At 58.9% G+C, this 26,239-nt stretch carries 28 protein-coding genes; 25 read left to right on the top strand and 3 right to left on the bottom strand.

Annotated elements, in window-relative coordinates:
• Positions 1-2: 2 nt before the first annotated feature.
• The 20 genes from cysE (at position 3) to ACYZTX_RS25110 (ending at position 18,117) form a co-directional block, all read left to right on the top strand.
• Positions 3-779, top strand: coding sequence for a serine O-acetyltransferase (gene cysE, locus ACYZTX_RS25205; protein WP_462036313.1), 777 nt, complete (start codon positions 3-5; stop codon positions 777-779).
• Between the two features lie 237 nt (positions 780-1,016).
• Positions 1,017-1,508: a Fe-S cluster assembly transcriptional regulator IscR gene (gene iscR / locus ACYZTX_RS25200; RefSeq protein ID WP_008042436.1), complete on the top strand. Its 492-nt coding sequence runs from the start codon at positions 1,017-1,019 to the stop codon at positions 1,506-1,508.
• Between the two features lie 50 nt (positions 1,509-1,558).
• Positions 1,559-2,773, top strand: a complete 1,215-nt coding sequence (locus tag ACYZTX_RS25195; protein ID WP_462036312.1) for an IscS subfamily cysteine desulfurase — start codon at positions 1,559-1,561, stop codon at positions 2,771-2,773.
• 84 nt (positions 2,774-2,857) lie between these two features.
• Positions 2,858-3,244, top strand: a complete 387-nt coding sequence (iscU, locus tag ACYZTX_RS25190) for a Fe-S cluster assembly scaffold IscU (protein ID WP_003443374.1) — start codon at positions 2,858-2,860, stop codon at positions 3,242-3,244.
• Between the two features lie 34 nt (positions 3,245-3,278).
• Positions 3,279-3,602, top strand: coding sequence for an iron-sulfur cluster assembly protein IscA (iscA, locus tag ACYZTX_RS25185; protein WP_093426158.1), 324 nt, complete (start codon positions 3,279-3,281; stop codon positions 3,600-3,602).
• A gap of 8 nt (positions 3,603-3,610) precedes the next feature.
• Positions 3,611-4,132: a co-chaperone HscB gene (gene hscB / locus ACYZTX_RS25180; RefSeq protein WP_462037108.1), complete on the top strand. Its 522-nt coding sequence runs from the start codon at positions 3,611-3,613 to the stop codon at positions 4,130-4,132.
• A gap of 51 nt (positions 4,133-4,183) precedes the next feature.
• Complete coding sequence (hscA, locus tag ACYZTX_RS25175; RefSeq protein ID WP_462036311.1) at positions 4,184-6,046, top strand: Fe-S protein assembly chaperone HscA; 1,863 nt, start codon at positions 4,184-4,186, stop codon at positions 6,044-6,046.
• Between the two features lie 2 nt (positions 6,047-6,048).
• Complete coding sequence (gene fdx / locus ACYZTX_RS25170; RefSeq protein ID WP_462036310.1) at positions 6,049-6,390, top strand: ISC system 2Fe-2S type ferredoxin; 342 nt, start codon at positions 6,049-6,051, stop codon at positions 6,388-6,390.
• Between the two features lie 14 nt (positions 6,391-6,404).
• The gene (gene iscX / locus ACYZTX_RS25165; RefSeq protein ID WP_201193717.1) at positions 6,405-6,605 is read left to right on the top strand and encodes a Fe-S cluster assembly protein IscX; all 201 of its coding nucleotides are present in this window, start codon (positions 6,405-6,407) and stop codon (positions 6,603-6,605) included.
• A 195-nt stretch (positions 6,606-6,800) separates the two neighbouring features.
• Entirely contained in the window at positions 6,801-7,226 is a 426-nt protein-coding gene (gene ndk / locus ACYZTX_RS25160) for a nucleoside-diphosphate kinase (protein WP_007916882.1), read from the top strand.
• Positions 7,227-7,254: 28 nt separating this feature from the next.
• Entirely contained in the window at positions 7,255-8,403 is a 1,149-nt protein-coding gene (gene rlmN, locus ACYZTX_RS25155) for a dual-specificity RNA methyltransferase RlmN (RefSeq protein ID WP_033061468.1), read from the top strand.
• Between the two features lie 12 nt (positions 8,404-8,415).
• Positions 8,416-9,174 carry a type IV pilus biogenesis/stability protein PilW gene (gene pilW, locus ACYZTX_RS25150; RefSeq protein ID WP_462036309.1) on the top strand — a complete coding sequence of 253 codons (759 nt, stop codon included), beginning with the start codon at positions 8,416-8,418 and terminating at the stop codon, positions 9,172-9,174.
• A complete protein-coding gene (locus ACYZTX_RS25145; RefSeq protein WP_462036308.1) occupies positions 9,174-10,205 on the top strand; it encodes a RodZ domain-containing protein in 1,032 nt (343 codons plus the stop codon). Before pilW ends, ACYZTX_RS25145 begins: the two co-directional genes overlap by 1 nt.
• A 3-nt stretch (positions 10,206-10,208) precedes the next feature.
• Entirely contained in the window at positions 10,209-11,318 is a 1,110-nt protein-coding gene (ispG, locus tag ACYZTX_RS25140) for a flavodoxin-dependent (E)-4-hydroxy-3-methylbut-2-enyl-diphosphate synthase (RefSeq protein WP_008147751.1), read from the top strand.
• A gap of 23 nt (positions 11,319-11,341) precedes the next feature.
• A complete protein-coding gene (gene hisS / locus ACYZTX_RS25135) occupies positions 11,342-12,631 on the top strand; it encodes a histidine--tRNA ligase (protein ID WP_436274722.1) in 1,290 nt (429 codons plus the stop codon).
• A gap of 42 nt (positions 12,632-12,673) precedes the next feature.
• Positions 12,674-13,315, top strand: coding sequence for a tetratricopeptide repeat protein (locus tag ACYZTX_RS25130; RefSeq protein ID WP_462036306.1), 642 nt, complete (start codon positions 12,674-12,676; stop codon positions 13,313-13,315).
• Positions 13,308-14,459 (top strand): outer membrane protein assembly factor BamB, encoded by a 1,152-nt coding sequence (gene bamB / locus ACYZTX_RS25125; RefSeq protein ID WP_462036305.1) that lies wholly within the window; start codon positions 13,308-13,310, stop codon positions 14,457-14,459. Before ACYZTX_RS25130 ends, bamB begins: the two co-directional genes overlap by 8 nt.
• 140 nt (positions 14,460-14,599) lie before the next feature.
• A complete protein-coding gene (der, locus tag ACYZTX_RS25120; protein ID WP_462036304.1) occupies positions 14,600-16,069 on the top strand; it encodes a ribosome biogenesis GTPase Der in 1,470 nt (489 codons plus the stop codon).
• Positions 16,070-16,189: 120 nt separating this feature from the next.
• A complete protein-coding gene (locus ACYZTX_RS25115; RefSeq protein ID WP_462036303.1) occupies positions 16,190-17,338 on the top strand; it encodes a pyridoxal phosphate-dependent aminotransferase in 1,149 nt (382 codons plus the stop codon).
• Positions 17,326-18,117 (top strand): amidohydrolase, encoded by a 792-nt coding sequence (locus tag ACYZTX_RS25110; RefSeq protein ID WP_462036302.1) that lies wholly within the window; start codon positions 17,326-17,328, stop codon positions 18,115-18,117. The genes ACYZTX_RS25115 and ACYZTX_RS25110 overlap by 13 nt, the downstream gene beginning before the upstream one ends.
• Positions 18,118-18,322: 205 nt before the next feature.
• Here the strand turns inward: ACYZTX_RS25110 and leuA are convergent, their stop codons facing one another.
• Positions 18,323-20,002 (bottom strand): 2-isopropylmalate synthase, encoded by a 1,680-nt coding sequence (gene leuA / locus ACYZTX_RS25105; protein ID WP_462036301.1) that lies wholly within the window; start codon positions 20,000-20,002, stop codon positions 18,323-18,325.
• Between leuA and ACYZTX_RS25100 the strand changes: the two genes are divergently transcribed.
• The gene (locus ACYZTX_RS25100) at positions 19,995-20,225 is read left to right on the top strand and encodes a hypothetical protein (RefSeq protein ID WP_462036300.1); all 231 of its coding nucleotides are present in this window, start codon (positions 19,995-19,997) and stop codon (positions 20,223-20,225) included. The genes leuA and ACYZTX_RS25100 overlap by 8 nt on opposite strands.
• Positions 20,226-20,399: 174 nt before the next feature.
• Positions 20,400-20,756, top strand: a complete 357-nt coding sequence (locus ACYZTX_RS25095; protein ID WP_462036299.1) for a hypothetical protein — start codon at positions 20,400-20,402, stop codon at positions 20,754-20,756.
• A 120-nt stretch (positions 20,757-20,876) separates the two neighbouring features.
• Here the strand turns inward: ACYZTX_RS25095 and ACYZTX_RS25090 are convergent, their stop codons facing one another.
• Entirely contained in the window at positions 20,877-21,698 is an 822-nt protein-coding gene (locus tag ACYZTX_RS25090) for a peptidoglycan DD-metalloendopeptidase family protein (protein WP_462036298.1), read from the bottom strand.
• 3 nt (positions 21,699-21,701) lie between these two features.
• Positions 21,702-23,081: an exodeoxyribonuclease VII large subunit gene (gene xseA / locus ACYZTX_RS25085; protein ID WP_462037107.1), complete on the bottom strand. Its 1,380-nt coding sequence runs from the start codon at positions 23,079-23,081 to the stop codon at positions 21,702-21,704.
• 155 nt (positions 23,082-23,236) lie between these two features.
• On the opposite strand from xseA, the gene ACYZTX_RS25080 reads away from it, so the two are divergent.
• From ACYZTX_RS25080 to guaB, 3 genes are all read left to right on the top strand, one after another.
• The gene (locus tag ACYZTX_RS25080; protein WP_462036297.1) at positions 23,237-24,004 is read left to right on the top strand and encodes a sulfite exporter TauE/SafE family protein; all 768 of its coding nucleotides are present in this window, start codon (positions 23,237-23,239) and stop codon (positions 24,002-24,004) included.
• A gap of 60 nt (positions 24,005-24,064) precedes the next feature.
• Positions 24,065-24,613, top strand: coding sequence for a sugar ABC transporter ATPase (locus ACYZTX_RS25075; RefSeq protein ID WP_462036296.1), 549 nt, complete (start codon positions 24,065-24,067; stop codon positions 24,611-24,613).
• A 117-nt stretch (positions 24,614-24,730) separates the two neighbouring features.
• On the top strand, positions 24,731-26,200 hold the full coding sequence (gene guaB, locus ACYZTX_RS25070) for an IMP dehydrogenase (protein ID WP_053123503.1): 1,470 nt from the start codon (positions 24,731-24,733) through the stop codon (positions 26,198-26,200).
• The last annotated feature ends 39 nt before the right edge of the window (positions 26,201-26,239 follow it).

Raw genomic sequence — 26,239 nt, 5'->3', positions numbered from 1 at the left:
AAATGTTCGAGCGTTTGCGTGAAGATATCCAGAGTGTTTTCCATCGTGATCCGGCAGCGCGCAACGCTTTTGAAGTTCTGACGTGCTACCCGGGCATGCACGCCATCTGGATCCACCGCTTGTCGTCGGCCCTGTGGGGTATGGGCTGGAAGTGGCTGGCGCGACTGGTGTCGAACTTCGGTCGCTGGTTGACCGGGATTGAGATCCATCCGGGCGCCAAGGTGGGTCGTCGTTTCTTTATCGACCATGGCATGGGCATCGTCATCGGTGAAACCGCTGAGATCGGTAATGACGTCACCCTTTATCAGGGCGTGACCCTGGGTGGTACCAGCTGGAACAAGGGCAAGCGTCACCCGACGCTTGAAGATGGCGTGGTGGTGGGGGCGGGGGCCAAGGTGCTGGGTCCGTTTACGGTCGGCGCCGGAGCCAAGGTCGGTTCCAACGCTGTGGTCACCAAAGCGGTTCCGGCCGGTGCAACGGTGGTGGGGATTCCTGGACGAATCATCATCAAATCCGATGACGAACAGGATGCCAAGCGTAAGGCCATGGCCGAGAAGATCGGTTTCGATGCCTACGGTGTCGGCGAAGACATGCCCGACCCGGTGGCTCGCGCCATTGGTCAGCTGCTCGATCACCTGCAGGCGGTCGATGGGCGTCTGGAAGGGATGTGCGGGGCGCTGAAGGATCTGGGCAGTAATTACTGTGCGAAAGATCTGCCTGAGCTGCGCGAAGAAGACTTCGCCTGTGTGAAGGACAAGGATCAGAGTCAGGCCAGTTAAACCGAGTTGGCCCCTTCGCGAGCAAGCCCGCTCCCACAGGATGCTCATCGTCCTTGTGGGAGCGGGCTTGCTCGCGAAGAACGATAACGCGCAATTGCTGGCTGTCACCGGTCCGCCTTTGCTATGATGCGGCCGCTCTTTTGCGGGTAATCCTGACTAAAGTACTAGGTCTTATAGTTGACTTAAATACTCGGGAATTGCATACTCGCCCCATTCTGAACTCCGTGGTAATTGTCCATGCGACTGACTACAAAAGGCCGATACGCCGTGACCGCCATGCTTGACCTGGCGTTGCATGCGCAGCACGGGCCGGTGTCCCTGGCCGATATCTCCGAGCGCCAAGGCATCTCCCTGTCCTACCTCGAACAGCTCTTCGCCAAATTGCGCCGCAGCAATCTGGTGTCCAGTGTTCGTGGCCCAGGCGGTGGCTACCAGCTGTCGCGCGACATGCAGGGCATCCAGGTTGCCCAGGTGATCGATGCGGTGAACGAATCGGTCGATGCAACCAAATGCCAGGGCCAGGGCGATTGCCATCAAGGCGACACCTGTCTGACCCACCACTTGTGGTGCGATCTGAGCCTGCAGATTCACGAATTTCTGAGCGGTATCAGCTTGGCTGACCTTGTCACTCGCCGTGAGGTGCAAGAAGTAGCCCAGCGTCAGGATCAGCGTCGTTGCAACAGCAAGACGCCACGCCTGGACAAGATTGAAGCGTCCGCCGTCGAATGACAGCCAAAGAGCTAGCGGCACGCCAGCCAGCCTGATTTAGGAGATAGTCCATGAAATTGCCGATTTACCTTGATTACTCTGCGACGACCCCGGTTGATCCACGTGTCGCGCAAAAGATGAGTGAGTGCTTGCTGGTTGACGGAAACTTCGGTAACCCGGCGTCCCGTTCCCACGTGTTCGGCTGGAAAGCTGAAGAGTCCGTCGAAAACGCTCGTCGTCAGGTCGCTGACCTGGTCAACGCCGACCCGCGTGAAATCGTCTGGACCTCCGGTGCCACCGAATCCGACAACCTGGCAATCAAGGGTGCGGCGCATTTCTATGCCACCAAAGGCAAACACCTGATCACCACCAAGATTGAGCACAAGGCTGTCCTCGACACCATGCGCCAACTGGAGCGTGAAGGCTTCGAAGTGACCTACCTCGAGCCGCGCACCGATGGTCTGGTTACGCCGGAGATGATCGAAGCTGCCCTGCGTGACGACACCATCCTGGTCTCGGTCATGCACGTGAACAACGAAATCGGCACCATCAACGACATCGAAGCTATCGGCGAACTGACCCGTTCCAAGGGCATTCTGTTCCACGTCGACGCTGCTCAGTCCACCGGCAAGGTCGAGATCGACCTGTCGAAGCTGAAAGTCGACATGATGTCGTTCTCTGCCCACAAAACCTATGGCCCTAAAGGCATCGGCGCGCTGTACGTCAGCCGCAAGCCGCGTGTTCGCATCGAAGCGACCATGCACGGCGGCGGTCACGAGCGTGGCATGCGTTCCGGCACCCTGGCGACCCACCAGATCGTCGGCATGGGTGAAGCTTTCCGTGTAGCCAAGGAAGACATGGTTGCCGAGAACGTGCGTATCAAAGCCCTGAGCGACCGTTTCTTCAAGCAGGTCGAAGACCTCGAAGAGCTGTACATCAACGGCAGCATGACCGCCCGCGTTCCGCACAACCTGAACCTGAGCTTCAACTACGTTGAAGGCGAGTCGCTGATCATGGCGCTCAAGGATCTGGCAGTTTCGTCCGGTTCGGCCTGCACCTCGGCATCGCTTGAGCCTTCGTATGTGCTGCGCGCCCTGGGCCGCAACGACGAACTGGCCCATAGCTCGATTCGCTTCACCTTCGGCCGTTTCACCACCGAAGAAGAAATCGACTACGCCGCGCAGAAAGTCTGCGAGGCCGTTACCAAGCTGCGCACTCTGTCGCCGCTGTGGGACATGTACAAAGACGGTGTCGACATTTCGAAAATCGAGTGGGCGGCACACTGATTTCAAGTCGCCGCAAACCGGCCCTGCAGGATTTCGGTTCGCAGGGCTCAAGAGCGACTCTCTGATGAGTGAGGATTAAGAATCATGGCTTACAGCGAAAAGGTCATCGACCACTACGAGAACCCGCGAAACGTCGGCAAGATGGACGCGGAAGACCCTGATGTCGGCACCGGCATGGTCGGCGCTCCAGCGTGCGGCGACGTGATGCGTCTGCAGATCAAGGTGAACGAGCAAGGCATCATCGAAGACGCCAAGTTCAAGACCTATGGTTGCGGTTCGGCTATCGCCTCCAGCTCCCTGGCGACCGAGTGGATGAAAGGCAAGACTCTGGATGAAGCAGAGACCATCAAGAACACTCAGCTGGCCGAAGAACTGGCCCTGCCGCCAGTAAAAATTCACTGCTCCGTACTTGCTGAAGACGCTATCAAAGCGGCCGTTCGCGACTACAAGCAGAAGAAAGGCTTGATCTGACTTTCAAGATTTGGCGACGAGTAAGGAGTCACCGATGGCTATCAGCATGACAGAAGCGGCTGCTCAACACGTGCGACGCTCCCTCGACGGGCGCGGCAAAGGTGAAGGGATTCGTCTGGGTGTTCGCACCACAGGCTGTTCTGGCCTTGCCTACGTGCTGGAGTTTGTCGACGAGGTAGTTGCAGAGGATCAGGTGTTCGAAAGTCACGGCGAGAAAGTGATCATCGACCCGAAAAGCCTGGCCTACCTGGACGGCACCGAGCTCGATTTCGTCAAGGAAGGGTTGAACGAAGGCTTCAAGTTCAACAACCCCAACGTACGCGGTGAATGTGGCTGCGGCGAAAGCTTCAATATCTGAGGCTACTCGTGGGTACTCCTTGTCATTTTGCTTTATTTGAGCTGCAACCGAGCTTCGATCTGGATCTCGAACAGCTGGCTACGCGCTACCGTGAGTTGGCGCGCGGCGTTCATCCGGACCGCTTTGCAGACGCTTCCGAGCGAGAGCAACGGCTGGCGCTAGAGCAATCCGCGAGCCTCAACGAGGCCTACCAGACGCTCAAAAATCCTCCCAAGCGCGCGCGATATCTGCTCGCCCTGGGTGGTCACGAGCTGCCGCTGGAGGTCACGGTGCATGATCCGGAGTTTCTTCTGCAGCAGATGGAGCTGCGTGAAGAGCTCGAAGACCTGCAAGACAGCGCCGACATGGCGGGTATTGCCGTGTTCAAGCGCCGTCTGAAGACGGCTCAGGATGAACTGAACCAAAGCTTCGCAGCCTGTTGGAATAATGCAGCGCAACGTGAACAGGCCGAACGCCTGATGCGGCGCATGCAGTTCCTCGACAAGCTCACTTACGAAGTGCGCCAGTTAGAAGAGCGCCTCGACGATTAACCCAGTGCCGCTCCGGTCGCACGCCTGATATACAGATAAGTCCTGATAACGATGGCCCTACTGCAGATCGCCGAACCCGGCCAAAGTCCTCAACCGCACCAGCGTCGTCTGGCTGTGGGGATCGACTTGGGCACTACCAATTCGCTGGTCGCTGCGTTGCGCAGTGGTCTTTCCGAACCTCTGGCTGACGCTGACGGGCAGGTCATCCTGCCGTCTGCCGTGCGCTACCACGCCGATCGTGTCGAGGTCGGCGAGTCGGCCAAACTGGCTGCCGCCACCGATCCTTTGAACACTGTGCTGTCGGTCAAGCGCTTGATGGGTCGTGGTCTGTCCGACGTCAAGCAATTGGGCGATCAACTGCCGTACCGCTTTGTCGGCGGCGAATCGCACATGCCGTTCATCGACACCATTCAGGGCCCGAAAAGCCCCGTCGAAGTCTCCGCCGATATCCTCAAGGTGCTGCGTCAGCGCGCCGAGGCCACGTTGGGCGGCGAACTGGTTGGCGCGGTGATCACGGTTCCGGCCTATTTCGATGACGCTCAGCGTCAAGCCACCAAGGATGCGGCCAAGTTGGCCGGTCTGAACGTGCTGCGGTTGCTCAATGAGCCGACTGCTGCCGCTGTGGCTTACGGTCTGGACCAGCATGCCGAAGGCCTGGTGGCTATTTATGACCTGGGTGGCGGCACATTCGATATTTCGATTCTGCGCCTGACCGGCGGTGTGTTTGAGGTGTTGGCTACCGGCGGCGACAGCGCTCTGGGTGGCGATGACTTCGACCACGCCATCGCTGGCTGGATCATCGAGAGCGCCGGTCTGTCCGCCGACCTTGATCCGGGTGCGCAACGCCATCTGTTGCAAACCGCTTGTGCAGCCAAAGAAGCCCTGACCAATGTCGCGGCTGTTGAAGTCGCTTATGGCGACTGGAAAGCCGAGCTGACTCGTGAGGCCTTCAATGCGCTGATCGAGCCGATGGTTGCGCGCAGCCTCAAAGCTTGCCGCCGTGCGGTGCGTGATTCCGGTATCGAACTGGACGAAGTGCACGCGGTGGTTATGGTTGGCGGCTCGACTCGCGTGCCTCGCGTTCGTGAAGCCGTCGCTGAAGCCTTCGGTCGTCAACCACTGACCGAAATCGATCCGGATCAAGTGGTGGCCATCGGTGCCGCGATCCAGGCCGATACCCTGGCCGGCAACAAGCGTGACGGCGGCGAGTTGTTGCTGCTTGACGTGATTCCGTTGTCCCTGGGGCTGGAAACCATGGGCGGCCTGATGGAGAAGGTGATTCCACGCAACACCACCATTCCCGTCGCCCGCGCTCAGGACTTCACCACTTACAAAGATGGCCAGTCGGCCATGGCGATCCATGTGTTGCAGGGCGAGCGCGAGCTGATCAGCGACTGTCGCTCCCTGGCACGCTTCGAATTGCGCGGTATTCCGGCGATGGTGGCGGGTGCGGCGAAAATTCGCGTGACCTTCCAGGTCGATGCCGACGGTCTGCTCAGTGTGTCTGCCCGCGAGTTGGGTTCGGGCGTCGAGGCCAGCATTCAGGTCAAACCGTCCTACGGCCTGACCGACGGCGAAATCGCCAAAATGCTCAAGGATTCGTTCCAGCACGCCAGCGACGACAAGGTTGCCCGTGTTCTGCGTGAGCAGCAAGTCGATGCCCAGCGCCTGATCGAAGCGGTGCAAGGCGCCCTCGATGTCGACGGCGAACGCCTGCTCGACGCTGAAGAGCGCATGGTTATCGAGTTGCAGATGCAGGAACTGACCGAACTGATGAAAGGTACCGATGGTTACGCCATCGAGCAGCAGACCAAGCGTCTGTCGCAAGTGACCGATGCCTTCGCTGCCCGCCGCCTGGACTCGACGGTGAAAGCCGCGCTGGCGGGGCGCAACCTGAATGAGATTGAGGAATAACGATGCCGCAGGTCATTTTTCTGCCACACGATAAGTTTTGCCCGGACGGCATGGTTGTGGAGGCTGCGCCCGGCACCTCCATCCTCGAGCTGGCTCATGAGCACCATATCGAGATGGAGAGTGCCTGTGGCGGCGTCTGCGCCTGCACCACCTGCCACTGCATCATCCGCGAAGGTTTCGACTCGCTGGAAGAGGCGGATGAGCTGGAAGAAGACTTTCTTGATCGGGCCTGGGGTTTGGAAGCGCAATCGCGTCTAGGCTGTCAGGCGATCGTCGGGACTGAAGACCTGACCGTCGAAATTCCGAAATACTCGCTCAACCATGCGGCCGAAGCGCCGCACTGATTCAAGGGGCTGAAATGAGTCTGAAATGGGTTGATGTGCTGGAAATCGCGATCCAACTGGCTGAATCCAAGCCGGATACGGACCCGCGTTACGTGAACTTCGTCGATCTGCACAAATGGGTGCTGGCATTGCCGGAGTTCAGTGATGATCCGACACGCGGTGGCGAGAAGGTGCTTGAAGCCATTCAGGCCGCCTGGATCGAAGAAGCAGAGTAGGAGCTGATGAGCGAAGCGAGGTTGCGATCTTTTCCAATTCCACTTGAATCTCAAGCGCAAGACCGAGATCAAGGGATCGCAGCCTTCGGCAGCTCCTACAGAGGCCGCGACCTTACTCAGTTAGGCAATACCAAAGAACCCGCGTATAATTCGCGGGTTTAATTTTTCACAAATTACCGTTTCTGGAGTTACACCATGGCTGTTCAACGTACTTTCTCCATCATCAAGCCTGACGCTGTTGCAAAAAACGTTATCGGCGAGATCACCACTCGTTTCGAAAAAGCTGGCCTGCGCGTTGTAGCTTCGAAACTGAAGCAACTGTCCAAAGCCGAAGCTGAAGGCTTCTATGCTGAGCACAGCGCTCGTGGTTTCTTCGGCGACCTGGTTGCTTTCATGATCTCCGGTCCGGTTGTCGTTCAGGTTCTGGAAGGCGAAAACGCTATCGCTCTGAACCGTGAGCTGATGGGCGCTACCAACCCTAAAGAAGCTGCTGCCGGCACCATCCGCGCTGACTTCGCTGATTCCATCGATGCCAACGCTGTGCACGGTTCGGACTCCGAAGCCGCTGCCGCTCGCGAAATCTCGTACTTCTTCGCAGCTACTGAAGTAACCACTCGCTAAGCATTAGCTTAAGAGTGAAGGTGAATCCATGACTACATCGACTGTAAAAACCAACCTGCTGGGTCTGACTCAGCTGGAAATGGAAAAATTCTTCGACTCAATCGGGGAGAAGCGTTTCCGTGCCGGTCAGGTAATGAAATGGATTCACCACCTTGGCGTCGATGATTTCGACGCCATGACGAACGTCAGCAAGGCCTTGCGCGACAAGCTCAAGGTCATTGCTGAAGTCCGCGGCCCCGAAGTGGTCAGCGAGGACATTTCCACCGACGGTACCCGTAAATGGGTGGTGCGCGTGGCGTCCGGCAGCTGCGTCGAGACCGTGTACATTCCCCAGGGCAAGCGCGGCACTTTGTGCGTTTCGTCCCAGGCAGGCTGTGCCCTGGATTGCAGTTTCTGCTCCACCGGCAAGCAAGGTTTCAACAGCAACCTCACCGCCGCCGAAGTCATCGGTCAGGTGTGGATTGCCAATAAATCGTTCGGCAGCATCCCGGCGACCGCCGACCGTGCCATCACCAACGTGGTGATGATGGGCATGGGTGAGCCGCTGCTGAACTTCGACAACGTCGTGGCCGCCATGCATCTGATGATGGATGACCTGGGCTACGGGATCTCCAAGCGCCGTGTAACCCTGTCTACATCGGGTGTGGTGCCGATGATCGATGAGCTGTCCAAGCACATCGACGTCTCCCTGGCGTTGTCCCTGCACGCACCCAACGACGCATTGCGTAACCAGTTGGTACCGATCAACAAGAAGTATCCGCTTAAGATGCTGCTCGAGTCGTGCCAGCGCTACATGTCGTCCCTGGGCGAGAAGCGCGTGCTGACCATTGAGTACACGTTGCTCAAGGACATCAACGACAAGGTTGAACACGCGGTCGAAATGATCGAGTTGCTCAAGAACATTCCGTGCAAGATCAACCTGATTCCGTTCAACCCGTTCCCGCATTCCGGTTACGAGCGCCCGAGCAACAACGCGATTCGCCGTTTCCAGGATCAGCTTCACCATGCTGGCTTCAATGTCACCGTACGCACCACCCGCGGTGAAGACATCGATGCCGCGTGTGGCCAATTGGTAGGGCAGGTGCTGGATCGCACCCGTCGCAGCGAACGTTATATCGCCGTGCGCGAGTTAAGCGCCGAAAACGATATCGCGCAGAACGCTGCGAACAATAATTAAGAGAGGATCTCTATGTCCCTGCGCTTCGCGCTGCTATTGCTGTTGGCCAGCCTGTGTGCTGGTTGTGTCCTGTCGGGCGATTTCAACCCGATGAAGACCAGCAAGGGCCGCGATGAAGCGCGTGCCGCCTATGTGCAGTTGGGCTTGGGCTACTTGCAACAAGGCATGACCGAACGGGCGAAAGTACCGTTGAAAAAAGCGTTGGACCTGAATGACTCGGATCCAGACGCCAATGCTGCGCTGGGCCTGGTGTTTCAAGCCGAGATGGAACCGGAGCTGGCGGACGAGCATTTTCGCAAGGCGCTGTCTTCCCGAACCAACGATGCGCGAATCCTGAACAACTACGGAAGTTTTCTTTTCGAAGAGAAACGCTACAAAGAGGCGTACGAGCGCTTTGAACAGGCTGCCGCCGATACCTTGTATCCTGAGCGTTCGCGGGTGTTCGAGAACCTCGGCATGACCGCTTCGAAGCTGGGGCAGCGCGATCTGGCGCAGCAGCAGCTGGAAAAATCCCTGCGTTTGAATCGCCAACAGCCTCGTGCATTGCTGGAAATGGCTGAGTTGTCCTTCGAAGACAGGCATTATGTGCCCGCGCGTGACTATTACGACCGTTTTAGCCTGCTCACCGAGCAAAATGCACGTAGTCTATTGCTCGGCGTTCGGCTGGCAAAAGTGTTTGAAGATCGCGACAAGGCCGCCAGTTTTGGCCTGCAACTAAAACGACTCTATCCCGGTACGCCGGAATATCAGCAATACCTGTCGGAGCAATGATGAAAGCGGCGCATCCCGAAGTTGTAGCAGCGAATCGCGTTAACCCCGGTGAGACCTTGCGCCAGGCCCGCGAAAGCAATGGCTGGTCGCTGGCTGAAGTGGCCCTCAAGCTCAACCTCACCGTCAATTCCCTGAGCAATCTGGAAGCCGGCGCTTTCGACAAGCTGCCTGGGCATACCTTTGCTCGCGGTTATATTCGCGCCTACGCGAAATTGCTGGGCATGGATCAAACCGTACTGGTCCAGCAGTTCGACCAATCCACCGGCACCGACTCCCAGGGCAGCAACGTTCATAGCCTGGGACGTATCGAAGAGCCGGTTCGGGTTTCCCACACCATTTTGCGAATTGTCAGCCTGCTGTTGCTGATCGCAGTGATTGGCGGTGGTTTTGTCTGGTGGCAGGATCAAACCTCACAGCGCACCAAGGACCAGGTCAGCCTGAGCCCGGAACACGTTGAAGTCGAAGGCGCTGACGGCACCACCCAGATCCATCCGCTGGACGAGCCGGAAGACCAGGCCGTCGCGCAAGGTCAGGCTGAAGGCGAAACCGCGCTGGCGCTGCCGCAAGCCGAAACCCCGACTGATGCGTCGACCGAAGCAGAATCCACCGTTCCGGCCACCGCACCGACTGCACCCGCGCCAACACCCGCTGCGCCGGCGCACAGCGCCGCACCGGTTGTCGCAACGCCGGCAACTCCAGCCCCAGCGGTTGCAACTGTACAGAAACAGCCTGCAACCGCTTCGGTTACACCGACCATTCCTGCGCCAGCGGCGGCTGCCCCGGTTGCTGGCCAAGGCCAGGTTCAACTGCAATTCACTGCTGATTGCTGGACGCAAGTGACCGACGGCACCGGCAAAGTGCTGTTGAGCGGCCTCAAGCGTAAAGGCGAAAACGTTTCTGTCAGCGGCAAACCACCCATTTCCGTGCGTCTGGGCTTCGCCCGTGGCGCGCAAGTCAGCTACAACGGGCAGGTGGTTGATGTCGCTCCGTTCACCAGTGGCGAGACTGCTCGCCTGAAGTTGGGTCAATAAGTCATGCACGGCGAATCTCCAATCAAACGTCGCGAGTCGCGCAAGATCTGGGTCGGTAACGTGCCCGTTGGCGGCGATGCGCCTATCGCTGTGCAGAGCATGACCAACAGCGACACCAATGACGTCGCTGCCACCGTTGCCCAGATCAATCGTCTGGAAGCCGCTGGCGTCGATATCGTGCGCATTTCCGTGCCGGACATGGACGCCGCCGAAGCCTTCGGCAAGATCAAGAAACTGGTCAAGGTTCCACTGGTTGCCGACATTCACTTCGACTACAAGATCGCTCTGCGCGTAGCCGAACTGGGCGTTGACTGCCTGCGGATCAACCCGGGCAATATCGGTCGCGAAGACCGCGTGCGTGCGGTAGTCGATGCCGCCCGTGATCGCGGGATTCCGATTCGCATCGGTGTGAACGCCGGTTCCCTGGAAAAAGACCTGCAAAAGAAATACGGCGAGCCGACCCCGGCTGCACTGGTTGAATCCGCCCTGCGTCACGTCGAGCACCTTGAACGCCTGAACTTCCAGGACTTCAAGGTCAGCGTCAAAGCCTCCGATGTGTTCATGGCCGTCGCCGCATACCGTTTGCTGGCCAAGGAAATCGTCCAGCCGCTGCACCTGGGCATCACCGAAGCCGGTGGTTTGCGTTCAGGCACGGTGAAATCCGCCGTGGGCCTCGGTATGCTGCTCGCCGAAGGGATTGGCGATACTATTCGCATCTCGTTGGCGGCCGACCCGGTCGAGGAAGTGAAAGTCGGCTACGACATTCTCAAATCCCTGCACCTGCGTTCCCGTGGCATCAACTTCATCGCCTGCCCGAGTTGCTCGCGGCAGAACTTCGATGTGGTCAAAACCATGAACGAGCTGGAAGGACGCCTCGAAGACCTGCTGGTGCCGCTGGATGTCGCGGTCATTGGTTGCGTGGTCAACGGGCCGGGCGAAGCCAAGGAAGCCCATATCGGCTTGACCGGCGGCACGCCAAACCTGATTTACATCGACGGCAAGCCGTCGCAGAAACTGACGAATGACAATCTGGTGGATGAGCTCGAACGCTTGATCCGTCAGAAAGCGGCCGAAAAGGTCGAAGCCGACGCAGCTGTAATCGCTCGCGGCTGATCGAACGAATTTAAGGATTTATAGTGAGCAAGTCTCTGCAAGCCATACGTGGCATGAACGACATCCTGCCCGAACAGACTCCCCTGTGGCGTCATTTCGAGGGCACAGTCTCGCGTTTGCTGGATAACTACGGTTACAAGCAGATCCGCATGCCGATTGTCGAGTTCACCGAGCTGTTCAAGCGCTCGATCGGTGAAGTAACCGACATCGTCGAAAAAGAGATGTACACCTTCGACGACCGCAACGGCGACTCCCTGACCCTGCGCCCTGAAGGCACGGCGGCCTGCGTGCGTGCGGTGCTTGAGCATGGCATCACCGGTGGTGGCCAGGTGCAGAAACTCTGGTACATCGGTCCGATGTTCCGCCACGAACGTCCGCAGAAAGGCCGTTATCGCCAGTTCCACCAGATCGGTTGCGAAGTCTTCAACCTCGACGGTCCGGACATCGATGCCGAGCTGATCGTACTGACCTGGCGCCTGTGGGGCGAGCTGGGCATCCGTGATGCGGTCAAGCTCGAACTCAACAGCCTGGGCACGGCCGAGTCCCGCGGTCGCTATCGCGAAGCGCTGGTCGAGTTCCTGTCAGCCCGCCTGGACAAGCTGGACGAAGACAGCCAGCGCCGGTTGAAGACCAACCCATTGCGGGTTCTAGATACCAAGAACGCTGACACTCAAGCCGTGCTGGTCGACGCGCCGAAAATGGCCGACTACCTCGACGAAGAATCCCGCGTGCACTTCGAGGGCCTCAAGGCTCGCCTGGACACCGCCGGCATTCCTTACGTGATCAACCCGAAGCTGGTTCGCGGGCTGGATTACTACAGCAAGACCGTTTTCGAATGGGTCACCGACAAGTTGGGCGCGCAGGGCACCGTGTGTGCCGGCGGTCGTTACGACGGTCTGGTCGAGCAGATGGGCGGCAAGCCAACCCCCGGCGTAGGTTTCGCCATGGGTATCGAACGCTTGGTGCTGCTGCTTGAAACCCTGGAGCAGATACCGGAAGAAATCTCCCGTCAGGTCGACGTCTATCTCTGCGCCTTCGGTGAAGCCGCCGAGCTGGCCGGACTGGCGCTGAGCGAACGTGTTCGTGATCAATTGCCCAACCTGCGCCTGCAAGTGAATGCCGGCGCCGGTAGCTTCAAAAGCCAGTTCAAGAAAGCCGACAAGAGCGGTGCGCTGTACGCGCTGATCCTCGGTGACGACGAAATGGCCCAGCAAGTGGTAGGTTTCAAACCCCTGCGTGGCCAGGGCGAACAACAAAGCATTGCCTGGGATGCGCTTGCTGCACACCTGGCCACCTGCGTCGTGCAGGGTTGAAGCTGTCATAAACAGCCGATTTAGCGATTAAGGAGTATTGGGGTGTCGAGTACCGAAGACGAAAACCTGGCGGATTTGAAGGACTGGTGGACACGCAACGGCAAGCCCCTGGTCACTGGCGGCCTGTTGGCGCTGGTCATCGTGTTCGGCTGGCAGGCCTTTCAAAAGTATCAGAGCAATCAATCGCAAGGCGCCTCGATGCTCTACCAGCAACTGCTGGAAACCACGCTGACGCCTGACGGCAAGCCTGATGCCGCCCGTGTTGCGGACCTGGCTGGCAAGCTCAACAGCGAGTTCGGCGGTACTGCTTACGCGCAATACGGCAGCCTGTTCGTGGCGAAAGTTGCGGTCGACAGCGGCAAGCTGGATGACGCAGCCACCGAGCTGAAAGCCATCGTCGCCAAACCGGCCAACCCGGCGCTGGGCGAAATTGCCCGTCAGCGTCTGGCGCAGGTACTGGCTGCGCAGAACAAGGCCGATGAAGCCCTGAAACTGCTCGAAGGCGATGCCGATAAAGCATTCCTGGCTACTCGCGAAGAACTCAAAGGCGACCTGCTTGTGCAGCTGGGTCGTACCGATGAAGCGAACTCGGCGTATCAAAAAGCCAAGGCGGCACTGTCGGATGAAGCGGCGGTCGGTGGCCTACAAATCAAGCTGGACGACCTGGCCAAAGGGGATGCGTGACGTGATTCGTTGGAAACATGCAGCATTGCTGGCTCTGGCCATATTGGCCGCGGGTTGCAGCAGCAACAGCAAAAAAGAATTGCCACCGGCCGAGTTGACCGACTTCAAAGAAGAAGTGGTTCTGCAAAAGCAGTGGAGTCGTTCGATCGGTGACGGTCAGGGCGGAACGTACAACATGCTGGTTCCGGCGATCGATGGCGATACCATCTATGCCGCCGACGTCACCGGTGTGGTGATGGCGATGGATCGCAGCAATGGCGACGTCAAATGGAAGAAAGATCTCGAGCTGCCTGTTTCCGGCGCCGTTGGCGTGGGTTACGGTCTGCTTGTGTTCGGTACGACCAAGGGCGAAATTGTTGCCCTGGACGCCAGCAGCGGTGAAGAGAAATGGCGCGCTCGCGTGTCCAGTGAAGTCCTCGCACCGCCGGCAAACAACGGCGACGTAGTGGTGGTTCAGACTCAGGATGACCGTCTGATCGGTCTGGATGCCGCTACCGGTAGCCAGCGCTGGTTGTATGACAGCACTCCAGCGCTATTGACCCTGCGCGGCACCAGTGCGCCGATCGTCACCAACCGCCTCGCGGTGGCTGGCCTGTCGACCGGTAAAGTGGTCGCTCTCGATATTTCCAACGGCGTGCCGGTATGGGAACAACGTGTAGCGATTCCACAAGGCCGTTCGGAACTGGAGCGCGTTGTCGATATCGACGGTGGCCTGCTGCTGTCCGGCGGTACGCTGTATGTTGCCAGCTATCAGGGTCGCGTTGCGGCACTGGATCTGGAAAGCGGTCGTCAGCTCTGGCAGCGTGATGCTTCCAGCTATGCCGGTGTCGCCCAGGGTTTTGGCAGCGTTTACGTGAGCCTGTCTTCGGGCACCGTTGAAGGCGTCGACGAACGTTCCACCACAGCCTTGTGGAGCAACGATTCGCTGGCCCGTCGTCAACTGTCGGCTCCAGAAGTGTACTCAAGCTATGTTGCAGTCGGTGATATGGAAGGCTACCTGCATCTGCTGAGCCAGGTTGACGGTCGTTTCGTCGGCCGCGAGCGCATCGACAGCGACGGCCTGCGTGCCCGTCCGCTGGTGGTGGGTGACACGATTTATCTGTATGGCAACAGCGGCAAACTGGAAGCCCTGACCATTAAGTAAAGGTTTGACTATGCTTGGGGTTAGTTCCCCAAGCGGCCCCGTTCTGCGGGGCTCGCAGCGCTTACAGGCGCTGCCCCGAGCACCAGCCGCTGCCTCGCAGCGGCTTTTGTATTTTCTGAAATAACGAAGTGGAGAGCCGCATGGTTCCCGTAATCGCCCTGGTGGGCCGACCGAACGTCGGCAAGTCCACCTTGTTCAACCGCCTGACCAGGACTCGCGACGCCATCGTCGGCGACTTGTCCGGTCTGACCCGTGATCGCCAATACGGTGAGGCCAAGTGGCAAGGGCGTTCCTACATTCTGGTCGACACCGGCGGTATCTCCGGTGACGAGCACGGTATGGACGAAAAAATGGCCGAGCAGTCGCTGCTGGCCATTGAAGAAGCGGATGTCGTTCTGTTCCTGGTAGATGCCAAGGCCGGTTTCACTGCCGCCGACCAGATGATCGCCGAGCATTTGCGTAAACGTAACAAGCGTTCCTACGTGGTTGCCAACAAGGTCGACAACATCGACCCTGAAATGGCCCGCGCCGAGTTTGCCCCGTTGGGCATGGGCCACGCGATTCCGATCGCGGGTGCCCACGGTCGTGGCATCACCCAGATGCTGGAAATCGCCCTTAGCAACTTCCCGAAAGACGATGACGAGCTGGAAGAAGGCGAGGAAGAGATCGTTGCCGAAGGCGAGGAAGCCAAGCGCATTCCTGGCCCTAGCGAAAAAGACGGGATCAAGATCGCCATCATCGGCCGCCCGAACGTCGGCAAGTCGACCCTGGTCAATCGCATGCTCGGTGAAGACCGGGTAATCGTCTATGACGAGCCCGGCACCACCCGCGACAGTATTTACATCCCGTTCGAGCGTAACGACGAGAAGTACACGCTGATCGACACCGCTGGTGTGCGCAAGCGCGGCAAGATCCACGAAGAAGTTGAAAAATTCTCCGTGGTCAAAACCCTGCAAGCCATCAAAGACGCCAACGTGGTGATCTTCGTGATGGACGCCCGCGAAGGCGTGGTCGATCACGACCTCAACCTGCTGGGCTTCGCCATTGAGTCGGGTCGTGCGCTGGTGATCGCGATCAACAAGTGGGACGGCATGACGCCGAGCGAGCGCGACTTCGTGAAGGTCGAGCTGCAACGTCGACTGTTCTTCGTTGACTACGCCGATATTCACTTCATCTCGGCCCTGCACGGCACGGGCGTGGGCAACCTCTACGCCTCCGTACAGAACTCGTTCAAGTCTGCGGTCACCCGCTGGCCAACCAACCGCCTGACCACGATTCTGGAAGATGCGGTTGGTGAGCACGCGCCGCCGATGGTTAACAACCGCCGGATCAAGCTGCGTTATGCCCACTTGGGTGGCGCGAACCCGCCGATCATCGTGATTCACGGTAACCAGATCGAGAAGGTGCCGAAGTCTTACGTGCGTTACCTGGAAAACACTTACCGTCGTGTCTTGAAGCTGGTCGGTACGCCGATCCGCATCGAGTTCAAAGGCGGCGAGAACCCGTACGAAGGCAACAAGACCTCGCTCACCGACCGACAGGTCAACAAGAAGCGTCGCATGATGTCGCACCACAAAAAGGCCGACAAGAAGCGTAGAGACAAGCGCTGATTCAGGTGAGCAATTAAAGAGGGGCGCCCATTGGCGCCCTTTTTTTATGGGCGCCGTTTGGGCTATCCTCGGGCTCTCCCGCGCCGCCGTCAGCGCCGGGTGTAGAGCAGGGAGTCACCGATGATCACCAGTAAGCTGCCGAATGTCGGCGTCACTATCTTCACTCAGATGTCTCAGCTCGCGGCGCAAACCGGGGCGCTGAATCTGTCCCAGGGTTTTCCTGATTTCGATGCTCCGCAGGCCCTGTGCGATGCAGTCGGGCGGCATATCGCCAATGGCCACAACCAGTATTCGCCGATGACCGGCCTTGCGACATTGCGTCAGCAGATTGCGGCGAAGATCGCCCGCAGCTACGGCGTCAATGTGGATGCCGACCATGAAGTGACCGTCACTCCCGGCGCAACCCAGGCGATCTTCTGCGCCATTCAGGCAGTTATCCACAGCGGCGACGAAGTGATCGTGTTCGATCCGGCCTACGACAGCTATGAACCCTCGGTCGAGCTGGCCGGAGGTCGCTGCGTCCATGTGCAGTTGGGCCTGAATGACTTCGCCATCGACTTCCAGAAGCTTGGCGAAGCGATTACGCCGCGCACACGGATGATCGTTCTCAACGCTCCACATAACCCAAGTGGCGCACTGATCAGTCGTGCCGAGCTGGACCAGTTAGCGGATTTGATTCGAGATCGAGATATCTACATCGTCAGCGACGAAGTCTACGAACACCTGGTCTTCGACGGCGTACCTCACGTCAGCGTGCTGAATCATGAAGAGTTGTATCAACGGGCATTCGTCGTCAGTTCCTTCGGCAAGACTTACCACGTCACTGGCTGGAAAACCGGCTACGTGGTCGCGCCGCCGGCGCTCACCGCCGAGCTGCGCAAGGTTCACCAGTACGTCAGTTTCTGCGGGGTGACGCCGCTGCAATACGCCTTGGCCGACTACATGGCCGAGCACCCGGAACACGTCGAGGAACTGCCGGCGTTCTATCAGGCCAAGCGCGACCTGTTCTGCGATCTGCTGACGCCGTCGCGCTTCAGCTTCACCCGAGTGACCGGCACGTATTTCCAGTTGGTCGATTACTCGCAGATCCGTCCGGATCTCAACGATGTCGAGATGGCGTTGTGGATGACCCGCGAACACGGCGTGGCGAGCATCCCGATCTCGGTGTTCTACCAGACTCCGCCCGAAGGCCAGCGCCTGGTGCGCCTGTGCTTCGCCAAACGCGAGGAGACCCTGCGTGATGCAGCGGCAAAACTATGCGTGATCTGAGCGCGTTACCCAATCTGAACATTGCACTGATCCAGACCACCCTGGCCTGGCACGATCGTCTGGCCAATCTGGAGCATTTCGAGCAGTTGCTGGAACAGGCTCGCGGTGCGGACCTGATCATTCTGCCGGAGATGTTCACCACCGGGTTTTCCATGGAGTCGGAAACGCTCGCCGAACCGGAAAATGGTCCGACCAGCAAATGGTTGCGGGTTCAGGCAGCGAAACTGGATGCGGTGATCACCGGCAGCGTGATCGTTCAGGCGGCTGACGGCAGCCATCGCAATCGCCTGTTGTGGGCGCGGCCGGACGGGGAGGTGTGGCACTACGACAAGCGCCATCTGTTCCGCATGGCCGGTGAGCACAACCACTACACGCCGGGTGAACGCCAGGTGCAGTTCGAGCTCAAGGGCTGGCGCGTGCGACCGCTGATTTGCTACGACCTGCGCTTCCCGGTCTGGAGCCGCGACGCTCAGGACACCGACCTGTTGTTGTACACCGCCAATTGGCCGGGTGCACGGCGCCAGCACTGGAACCGATTGCTGCCAGCGCGGGCGATCGAAAACCTCTGCTACGTGGCGGCGGTGAATCGCATTGGTACCGATGGCAAAGGCTTCGCGTATACCGGTGACAGTCAGGTACTGGATTTTCAAGGGGAGACATTGCTCAGCGCTGGCGAAGCGGATGGGGTGTTCAAGGTCGTTCTGGACGCAGCGGAACTGGCGGCTTACCGCACGCGCTTTCCAGCGAACCTGGATGCCGATACGTTCGAGTTCACCTGAGATCTTCGCTGTCTGAACCGGCCCCTTCGCGAGCAGGCTCGCTCCCACATTGGATCAGTGTGAATGCTGATTTTGTGACCACCCAAAGCCCACTGTGGGAGCGAGCCTGCTCGCGAAGGGGCCATAACAGACGAAGCAAAAACTCCAGGCAAACAAAAAGGCCCCAAGATTCTCACCCCGGGGCCTTTTGCATTTCAGCGAAGGCTTACGCCGCTTTCGCTTCCGGCTGGCTCAGCGAGCGGTTCAGTGCGCTGAACAGGGCCTTGAAGCTGGCAGTAGTGATGTTTTCATCGATACCGACGCCATGCACCGCACGTTCACCGTTCACGCGCAGTTCAATGTAGGCCGCAGCCTTGGCATTGGTACCGGAACCGATGGCGTGTTCGTTGTAGTCCATGATTTCCACCGGAATCGGCAGACCGGCCACCAGCGCTTCCAGGGCACCGTTGCCCTTGCCACGCCAGTGCAGGTTGGTTTCACCCTGACCTTTGCCAGAGACTTCCACTTCCACGGCGCTGTGACCGTTTTCTTCCTGCAGGCGATGGCTAACCAGCGCGTACGGCGTGTTGGCTTGCAAGTACTCACTGTGCAGCAGCGCGTGGATCTGCTGAGCCGTCATCTCGAGGCCCAGGCGATCGGTTTCCCGCTGCACAACCTGGCTGAATTCGATCTGCATGCGACGCGGCAAGTTGATGCCGTATTCCTGTTCCAGCAGGTAGGCGATACCGCCCTTGCCCGACTGGCTGTTGACGCGGATGACCGCCTCGTAGCTGCGGCCGATATCGGCCGGGTCGATCGGCAAGTACGGCACTTCCCACAAGGCATCTGGTTTCTGCTGGGCGAAGCCCTTGCGGATGGCGTCCTGGTGGGAGCCGGAGAACGCGGTGTGAACCAGGTCGCCGACGTACGGGTGACGTGGGTGCACTGGAAGCTGGTTGCACTCTTCGACGACTTTGCGCACGCCGTCGATGTCGGAGAAGTCCAGCTCAGGGTGAATGCCCTGGGTGTAGAGGTTCAGTGCCACGGTCACGAGGTCGACGTTGCCGGTGCGCTCGCCGTTGCCGAACAGGCAGCCTTCGACACGGTCCGCGCCAGCCATCAGGCCCAGCTCGGTGGCCGCAACACCAGTGCCACGGTCATTGTGGGTATGCAGACTGATGATCACGCTGTCACGACGATTGATGTGACGGCCGAACCATTCGATCTGGTCGGCATAGATGTTCGGGGTCGCGCATTCGACGGTGGCCGGCAGGTTGAGGATCACCTTGTGCTCAGGCGTCGGGTTCCACACTTCGATCACCGCGTCGCAGACTTCCTTGGCGAAATCCAGTTCGGTGGCGCTGAAGGTTTCCGGCGAGTACTCGAAGGTCCACTCGGTGTTCGGTTGCTGGGCGGCGTATTTGACGAACAGCTTGGCCGCGCTGACGGCGATTTCCTTGATTCCGTCCTTGTCCTGGTTGAAGACAATCCGGCGGAAGGAAGGGGAGGTCGCGTTGTACAGGTGAACGATGGCTTTCTTCGCCCCGCGCAGGGATTCGAAGGTGCGCTCGATCAAATCTTCACGGCCCTGGGTCAGCACCTGAATGGTGGTGTCGTCCGGGATGTGGTTGCCTTCAATCAGCGTACGCACGAAGTCGAAGTCGGTTTGCGAAGCGGCCGGGAACGACGCTTCGATTTCTTTCACGCCCACCGACACCAGGGTTTTCCAGAAGCGCAGCTTCTTGACCGCGTCCATTGGCTCGATCAGCGACTGGTTACCATCACGAAGGTCCGAGCTGCACCAGATCGGCGCGGCGGTAATCGTCTTCGACGGCCAGGTACGGTCCGGGATGTCGATGGTCGGGAACGCACGGTATTTCGAAGACGGGTCTTTGAGCATGCTCATCGGGAAATCCTTATTGTGTGGGCCGAAAAAAGGCGGCCTGCCGGTGGATCAAATGTTCTTGGGGAAAAGCGTAGGGCGAGGCACCGCAAATTCAGCCCGGCAGTCGTGCACTGACAAGGCACAGGCTGCGGTGCTGGCGAAGCTGAATGAGGGTGTGAGAGGTTTTCATGCCTTCAACCCTAACCGCGAGGGTGAAGGATGGCAAGCGGTCGAAAAAAATTGAGAGGAATCCTCTAAAAGTCTTCTTTATCGAGATTTAATTGCGGTGAAGGGTGGTGATTGTTTTTATGGTTGCGCGAGGTTTCAACGATGCGCAATTGAAAGTTGGCGGCTGCGGCTCGGTCAGGGCAGCTATTCTTAAACACTCAACAGGACTACTGGCAGGCAGGAGTCGGTGATGAACGAGTCAGATTGGAAGCTTTATAGCGCGTTGCGTCCGTTGGCCCATGAGCGCATGTGTATCCGCATCATGGAGGAGGTCGAGCGTACGGTGCTGGATAAAAGTCTGGTGCCTTATGAGCGGATAGAAGCCAGCGAAGAACTGCTGAAGGCCGGGCAAAAAGAGCTGTATTGGGCGTTTGGTGTCTTCAGGTTCTCACGACATGAGGCCCGCTCTCACTTGCTCGGGCTGTGTGCCCGAGAGTTGATCACGGCTGAGGAATTGGCTGGTTTCTCGCAAGAAACTCAAACCTGGATCAACCACTGTTTGGCAGACCGGGAAGTTCATGGAATTGAGGACTTGGAGGCTGAATAAGCGGCGACAGTGATGGCCTCTTCGCGAGCAGGCTCGCTCCCACAGTGGATCTTCGGTGCGACAAAGATCAAATGTGGGAGCGAGCCTGCTCGCGAAGAGGCCGGACGCCACAACGACTATTTATGGCTGGAAAGCCCCAATGAAAATCGCCGGATCAACCCGCGCATCATTCAGGCTGATGTTCCAGTGCATATGTGGCCCGGTTGCGCGTCCGGTGGAACCGACTTTTCCGACCACTCCACCACGGACCAATGGCTGGCCGACCTTCACGTCGATTTTCGACATATGGCAGAACATGCTGATAAAGCCCTGCCCGTGATCGACAAACACCGTGTTGCCGTTGAAAAAGTAGTTACCGATCAGGATCACCTTGCCGGCAGCCGGGGTCTTGATCGGCGTGCCGGCTGGCACGGCGAAGTCCAGGCCGGCGTGAGGATTGCGCTCTTCACCATTAAAGAACCGGCGCACACCGAACTTGCTCGACAGCGGCCCGTTGACCGGTTTGTCCAGCAGCAGGTTGCTCGGGGTGTTCAGGCTGAAGGTGCGGTAGGCCTGAATCTGCTCGGCCAGTTCGCCTTCGATGCGCTTGAGATTCTCCGGGTTCGGATTGACCTGCTGCGTATTCTTCAGGGTGATGTGCTGTTCCGGGTATTTCTTGCTGCCGACCGTGAAACTCAGATTACGACCGCCGCTACTGACTTGCTGCGTGCCCGGTTTAACCGTCAGCGGTACGCCGACAATAGCCAGCCAATTGTTCTGTTCCTTGACCACCAGCACCGGTTTTCCCTGATAACTGGCCTTCGGTGACTGCGCAGCGGCGCCCAGATCCACTACGGCCACACCGCCCGGCACCGGTTTGTTCAGCAGACGGGTGATGTAACTGTCGGCGTGGGCGTTGAAGGTCAGGCACAGCAACAGCAGCGGAGCAAAAAAAAGCGGCATGGATCAATCCAGTAAAGAAAGGGTGACGGGCGTCAGGTGATTGTCTTCAACCCGAACGTGTAGCTCGCCGTTGCAGAGTTTGGCTTTCAGGCGCTGACCCGTGTGGGTTTGCTCGGCGCTGCGAATCGCGTTGCCGCGTTCATCCAACAGAATGCTGTAGCCACGAGCAAGGGTTGCAAGAGGGCTGACCACATGCAGCGTCTGCATCTGGCTTTGCAGTTGCAGACGACGGGATTTCAGCCCTTCGCGTATGGCACGGGGCAGGCGTTCGGCAAGACTGTCGAGGCGCTGACGGAGCATCGCCAGTTGCCGCCCGGGATGTTGCCCGGCGAGGCGGGTTTCCAGACGGATCAAGCGTTCGCGGCGGGTATTGAGGCTGCGTTCGAACGCGCGGCGCATGCGCATGTCCAGGTCATCAAGGCGTTGCGCTTGCTGGCGCAGACGTTCGCCGGGATGACGAAGGCGACGAGACATGCCTTCCAGGCGCAGCCGATCACGCATCAAACGGTCGCGGATGCGCATCACCAGCCGTCGATGCAGGCTTTCGACTCGACGGACCAGATCGCTGGAATCGGGTGCGAGCAGTTCGGCGGCGGCGGAAGGCGTCGGGGCGCGAACGTCGGCCACGAAGTCGCTGATCGACACGTCGGTTTCATGGCCGACGGCGCTGACAATGGGCGTCACGCAAGCATCCACGGCGCGGGCCACGGCTTCTTCGTTGAAGCACCAGAGGTCTTCCAGCGAACCGCCGCCACGGGCCAGAATCAGTGCGTCGAAACCGCGGGCGTCCGCCAGTTTCAGTGCGCGGACAATCTGTGCGGTGGCTTCGCGGCCCTGCACGGCGGTGGGGATCAACGTCAGCTGCACTTGCGGCGCGCGGCGGCGGAAGACGCTGATGATGTCGCGGATCACCGCGCCGGTGGGCGAACTGATGATGCCGATGCGTTGCGGATGCGCCGGCAGCGGCACTTTGCGCTCGGCACTGAACAGGCCTTCGGCGTTGAGTTTTTCCTTCAACGCATCGAAGGCCAGACGTAGCGCACCGTCACCGGCCGGCTCCACCGTATCGAGGATCAACTGATAGTCGCCGCGGCCCTCGAACAGCGAAACCTTGCCGCGGACCTTGACCGCCAGGCCATCCTTCAACGCCTGACGAACCCGTGCCGCGTTCTGCCGGAACAGCGCGCAACGCACCTGGGCACCGCTGTCCTTGAGCGTGAAATACACATGGCCGGACGCCGGACGGGCGAGGTTGGAAATTTCGCCTTCAACCCAGATGTTGCTGAACACGTCTTCAAGCAACACCCGCGCGCGGCCGTTGAGCTGGCTGACAGTCAGGACTTCACGGTCCAGGCCGAGTCTTGCAAAGGGATCTTTAATCATGGGGCGCATGATAAAGGCAATCTCCAGCCGAATGCACGATTCCCCGGTAGGAGCTGCCGAAGGCTGCGATCTGTTGATCTTGATTTTTAAGATCAAAAGATCGCAGCCTTCGGCAGCTCCTACAGTGATCGCAGGTATTCAAGGAAGATGTTTAGATGAACGTGCTTGAGTTGTTGCACCAATGGCCATTCGGCGCTACGGATTGGCTGGTGATCGGGTTGGGCATCGCCCTGGCCTACATCGTGTTCGGTATCGCCGGGTTTGGTACCGCGTTGGTGGCGGGGCCGATTCTGATCCTGTTCATGCCGCTGTCGAAGATTGTGCCGTTGCTGGTGCTGCTGGATTTCGTCGCAGCCTTCGGCAATCTGCTGCCTTCGCGGCGGGAGGTGGCGCAGCCCGAGTTGCTGCGGCTGCTGCCCTGCATGGCGGTGGGCTGCACGCTGGGGGTGATCTTCCTGCTGAACATCAAATCCGATCTGTTGTTGCTGTTGATGGGGCTGTTTATCAGTGCCTATGCGATTTACAGCTTGTGGGTCAAAACCCGGCCGACGCAATTGTCCGCCGGTTGGGCGGTTCCGATGGGCACGGTGGGCGGGCTGTTCGGGGCGTTGTTTGGCAGTGGCGGCTTTTTATATGCGATCTATTTGAACAGTCGGTTACCCAAAGAGGCGGCGCGGGCGACCCAGAGTGCGCTGATCAGTTGCAGCACCGTGGTGCGCTTGAGCCTGTTTGCTGTCGCGGGTGTGTATGCCGAGCTACCCTTGTTGGTATTGGCGTTGTGTTTGTTGCCGGCCATGGCGGTGGGGCTGTGGATCGGTCGGCGGTTGACCATGAGATTGTCCCGCGAGGCGTTCGTGCGGCTGGTGACCTGGTTGGTGCTGGCGAGCGGGATTGCCTTGATCGGGCGTTATTTGAGTACTTGACCTCTGAAGCCGGGTGCTTATGCTGCCGGGCTTCGTTAAAGCGTTGCAGCAGGCCGCACCATGAATTCGCAAAGCATCATCGTCCCGAAGATCTCCACACTGCCGGTGCACGAACCCCGGGCCCGGGCGGTCGTGCGTTGGCTGGTGCGCAAAAACATCATTAAAGAAGAACTGACCACCTGCGGCCGCACCGGCAACCGCATGGCTCATGCCATCGGCGACGGTGCCCGCGCGGTAGTGCTGCATCCTGAAGCGCTGCCGTTCGGCGAGCCGATCAATGGCCTGGAAATCATCACCAGGCGCTGCATCTACACGCCGGCCAAGGGTTTCCTTGAAGAGGCGGGCTGCGCCGAGTGCCGCAAGGAAGTCGGTGAAGCGCTGTTCGACAGCCTGGAAGAGTGGATGCCGGGGCGTACCGATAACTTCACTTGTCCGGAATGCGGACATGAAGATGACATCAACGGCTTTCTTTTCCTGCAGGAATGCGGTTTTTCAAACCTGGGTTTTATCTTCAACAACTGGGCCGAGGCCGGATTCAAGCAAAGCTTTATCGACGAGTTTGCCGATTGGCTTGATCAGCCCGTTAGCTGGGTGAAAGTCGAGTTGTAGGAAGCGCCGATCCCCGTATATCAGTAATGCTAATAATAGACAGAGTTTTACATTGAACCCGAGGGGGTGTCTGACTATAATGGCGCGCTTCCATTTTCCCGCTCGGGAGCCCCCGCGATGCTGCGTATCAGCCAAGAAGCTCTGACATTCGACGACATTCTCCTAGTGCCCGGTTATTCCGAGGTGCTTCCTAACGAAGTCAGTCTCAAGACCCGCCTAACCCGTGGCATCGAGCTGAATATTCCTCTGGTTTCTGCCGCCATGGACACCGTCACTGAAGCCCGTCTGGCAATTGCCATGGCTCAGGAAGGTGGCATCGGCATCATCCACAAGAACATGACCATCGAGCAGCAAGCTGCCGAAGTGCGCAAGGTCAAGCGTTACGAGGCCGGCGTGGTCAAGGACCCGATCACCATCGAGGCTGACGCCACGGTTCGTGAACTGTTCGAACTGACCCGCCTGCACAACATTTCCGGCGTTCCCGTGCTGCACGATGGCGACCTGGTCGGTATCGTCACTTCCCGTGACGTGCGCTTCGAAAACCGTCTTGAAGCCACTGTCCGTGAAGTGATGACGCCTAAAGAGCGTCTGGTCACGGTCAAGGAAGGCGCCGACAAGAACGACGTCCGCGAGTTGTTGCACAAAAACCGCATTGAACGCGTGCTGATCGTCGACGACAAATTTGCCCTCAAAGGCATGATGACCGTCAACGACATCGAAAAAGCCAAGGCTTACCCGCTGGCCAGCAAGGACGATCAAGGTCGTCTGCGTGTTGGCGCTGCAGTCGGTACCGGTAAAGACACCGGTGATCGCGTCGCTGCCCTGGTCAACGCCGGCGTTGACGTGGTGGTGGTCGACACCGCTCACGGTCATTCCAAAGGTGTGATCGACCGCGTTCGCTGGGTCAAGCAGAACTTCCCTGAAGTGCAGGTCATCGGCGGCAACATCGCCACCGGCGCTGCCGCCAAGGCTCTGGCCGAAGCAGGCGCCGATGCAGTCAAGGTCGGTATCGGCCCAGGCTCGATCTGCACCACCCGTATCGTTGCCGGTGTCGGCGTCCCGCAAATCAGTGCCATCGCCAACGTCGCCGCTGCCCTTGAAGGCACTGGCGTTCCGTTGATCGCCGACGGCGGCATCCGTTTCTCCGGTGACCTGTCCAAGGCCATCGTTGCCGGTGCTTCCTGCGTGATGATGGGCTCGATGTTCGCCGGTACTGAAGAAGCGCCAGGCGAGATCGAACTGTTCCAGGGTCGTTCGTACAAGGCTTACCGCGGCATGGGTTCGCTGGGCGCCATGTCCCAGGCTCAAGGTTCATCCGATCGTTACTTCCAGGACTCCTCGGCAGGCGCCGAGAAGCTTGTACCTGAAGGGATCGAAGGGCGTGTTCCTTACAAGGGCACGCTGAGCGCCATCATTCATCAACTGATGGGCGGCCTGCGTTCCTCGATGGGTTACACCGGCAGCGCCGACATCGAAGAAATGCGCACCAAGCCAGAGTTCGTGCGGATCACCGGTGCCGGCATGGCCGAGTCCCACGTTCACGACGTACAAATCACCAAAGAAGCGCCAAACTACCGCGTAGGTTGAGGCTTCAAGCAAAAAGTTAAGTAACCGGGGCTGTTTTTA

The sequence above is a fragment of the Pseudomonas sp. MDT1-17 genome (genome assembly GCF_054898105.1).
Note: the sequence above shows the minus strand (reverse complement) of the source record. Positions and strands in the feature narration are given on the sequence as shown.

Bases quoted from the DNA above. Each gene is read 5' to 3' on its own strand.
- cysE (WP_462036313.1), top strand. From the start codon at position 3: ATGTTCGAGCGTTTGCGTGAAGATATCCAGAGTGTTTTCCATCGTGAT.
- iscR (WP_008042436.1), top strand. From the start codon at position 1,017: ATGCGACTGACTACAAAAGGCCGATACGCCGTGACCGCCATGCTTGAC.
- ACYZTX_RS25195 (WP_462036312.1), top strand. From the start codon at position 1,559: ATGAAATTGCCGATTTACCTTGATTACTCTGCGACGACCCCGGTTGAT.
- iscU (WP_003443374.1), top strand. From the start codon at position 2,858: ATGGCTTACAGCGAAAAGGTCATCGACCACTACGAGAACCCGCGAAAC.
- iscA (WP_093426158.1), top strand. From the start codon at position 3,279: ATGGCTATCAGCATGACAGAAGCGGCTGCTCAACACGTGCGACGCTCC.
- hscA (WP_462036311.1), top strand. From the start codon at position 4,184: ATGGCCCTACTGCAGATCGCCGAACCCGGCCAAAGTCCTCAACCGCAC.
- fdx (WP_462036310.1), top strand. From the start codon at position 6,049: ATGCCGCAGGTCATTTTTCTGCCACACGATAAGTTTTGCCCGGACGGC.
- iscX (WP_201193717.1), top strand. From the start codon at position 6,405: ATGAGTCTGAAATGGGTTGATGTGCTGGAAATCGCGATCCAACTGGCT.
- ndk (WP_007916882.1), top strand. From the start codon at position 6,801: ATGGCTGTTCAACGTACTTTCTCCATCATCAAGCCTGACGCTGTTGCA.
- rlmN (WP_033061468.1), top strand. From the start codon at position 7,255: ATGACTACATCGACTGTAAAAACCAACCTGCTGGGTCTGACTCAGCTG.
- pilW (WP_462036309.1), top strand. From the start codon at position 8,416: ATGTCCCTGCGCTTCGCGCTGCTATTGCTGTTGGCCAGCCTGTGTGCT.
- ACYZTX_RS25145 (WP_462036308.1), top strand. From the start codon at position 9,174: ATGAAAGCGGCGCATCCCGAAGTTGTAGCAGCGAATCGCGTTAACCCC.
- ispG (WP_008147751.1), top strand. From the start codon at position 10,209: ATGCACGGCGAATCTCCAATCAAACGTCGCGAGTCGCGCAAGATCTGG.
- bamB (WP_462036305.1), top strand. From the start codon at position 13,308: ATGCGTGACGTGATTCGTTGGAAACATGCAGCATTGCTGGCTCTGGCC.
- der (WP_462036304.1), top strand. From the start codon at position 14,600: ATGGTTCCCGTAATCGCCCTGGTGGGCCGACCGAACGTCGGCAAGTCC.
- ACYZTX_RS25115 (WP_462036303.1), top strand. From the start codon at position 16,190: ATGATCACCAGTAAGCTGCCGAATGTCGGCGTCACTATCTTCACTCAG.
- ACYZTX_RS25110 (WP_462036302.1), top strand. From the start codon at position 17,326: ATGCGTGATCTGAGCGCGTTACCCAATCTGAACATTGCACTGATCCAG.
- ACYZTX_RS25100 (WP_462036300.1), top strand. From the start codon at position 19,995: ATGCTCATCGGGAAATCCTTATTGTGTGGGCCGAAAAAAGGCGGCCTG.
- leuA (WP_462036301.1), bottom strand. From the start codon at position 20,002: ATGAGCATGCTCAAAGACCCGTCTTCGAAATACCGTGCGTTCCCGACC.
- ACYZTX_RS25095 (WP_462036299.1), top strand. From the start codon at position 20,400: ATGAACGAGTCAGATTGGAAGCTTTATAGCGCGTTGCGTCCGTTGGCC.
- ACYZTX_RS25090 (WP_462036298.1), bottom strand. From the start codon at position 21,698: ATGCCGCTTTTTTTTGCTCCGCTGCTGTTGCTGTGCCTGACCTTCAAC.
- xseA (WP_462037107.1), bottom strand. From the start codon at position 23,081: ATGATTAAAGATCCCTTTGCAAGACTCGGCCTGGACCGTGAAGTCCTG.
- ACYZTX_RS25080 (WP_462036297.1), top strand. From the start codon at position 23,237: ATGAACGTGCTTGAGTTGTTGCACCAATGGCCATTCGGCGCTACGGAT.
- ACYZTX_RS25075 (WP_462036296.1), top strand. From the start codon at position 24,065: ATGAATTCGCAAAGCATCATCGTCCCGAAGATCTCCACACTGCCGGTG.
- guaB (WP_053123503.1), top strand. From the start codon at position 24,731: ATGCTGCGTATCAGCCAAGAAGCTCTGACATTCGACGACATTCTCCTA.